The sequence below is a fragment of the Mesorhizobium sp. M2C.T.Ca.TU.002.02.1.1 genome (assembly GCF_003997225.1).
Genome location: NZ_RZTO01001273.1, coordinates 1 through 1,083, shown reverse-complemented (window position 1 = coordinate 1,083; position 1,083 = coordinate 1). Strand labels below are relative to the sequence as shown.

1 protein-coding gene is annotated in these 1,083 nt (G+C 67.4%); it reads left to right on the top strand.

Going from position 1 to position 1,083, the window contains the following annotated elements; all coding sequences use genetic code 11:
• The first annotated feature begins 60 nt into the window (after positions 1-60).
• Positions 61-1,080, top strand: a complete 1,020-nt coding sequence (locus EOD07_RS35405; RefSeq protein WP_127238438.1) for a glucokinase — start codon at positions 61-63, stop codon at positions 1,078-1,080.
• Positions 1,081-1,083 lie beyond the last annotated feature (3 nt).

Sequence of the window (1,083 nt, the reverse complement as noted above, 5' to 3'; positions counted from 1 at the left end):
CATGCGCTAGTCAATCGATTGAAACGGCGCAGCCGCGCCGCAACGAGGACGATCAAGAGCATGGCAGGCGAAGACGAGAAGGGGCTGCGGTTTCCGGTCCTGATCGGCGACATTGGCGGCACCAATGCGCGCTTCTCGATCGTGCTCGACGCCAATTCGGAAGCGACCGAGCCGCATATCGTCCAGACCGCCAACTTCAAGACCATCGACGACGCGATCCAGGCGGCGGTGCTCGACCGCTCGTCCATCCAGCCGAATTCGGCGGTGCTGGCGATCGCCGGACCGGTCGACGGCGACGAGATTCCGCTTACCAACTGCCCCTGGGTCGTGAAACCCCGGAAGATGATCGCCAATCTGGGCCTGACCGAGGTCGTGGTGCTCAACGATTTCGAGGCGCAGGCGCTGGCCGTCGTGGCGCTCGGCGAAGAGCATATGGAAAAGATCGGCGGCGGCACGCCGGAACCCAATGCGAGCCGCGTCGTGCTCGGTCCCGGCACGGGTCTTGGCGTCGCCGGGCTGATCTATGCGCTCGACCACTGGATCCCGGTGCCGGGCGAGGGCGGGCATATGGATATCGGACCGCGCACGCCGCGCGACTTCGAGGTGTTCCCGCATATCGACAAGCTGGAAGGCCGCATTTCCGGCGAGCAGATCCTGTGCGGGCGCGGGCTGGTCAACGTCTATCGCGCCGTGGCGAGGGCCGACGGCAAGCCGGCGCCCTTCACGACGCCGGCCGAGATCACCGGTGCCGCGCTCGCCAAAACCGACGCGGTGGCCGAAGAGGCGCTGGCGCTGTTCGTCACCTGCCTCGGCCGCACCGCCGGCGATCTCGCGCTGGTGTTCATGGGCCGCGGCGGCGTGTTCCTCACCGGCGGCATCGCGCAAAAGATCGTGCCGGCGCTGAAGGAGGGCAATTTCCGCGCCGCCTTCGAGGACAAGGCGCCGCACAGCGCGCTGATGCGCGAAATGCCGGTCTATGTCATCACCCATCCGCTGGCGGCGCTGCTCGGGCTCGCCGCCTATGCCAGGACACCGTCGCTGTTCGGCGTCAACACGGCGGGGCGGCACTGGCGGGTCTGATCG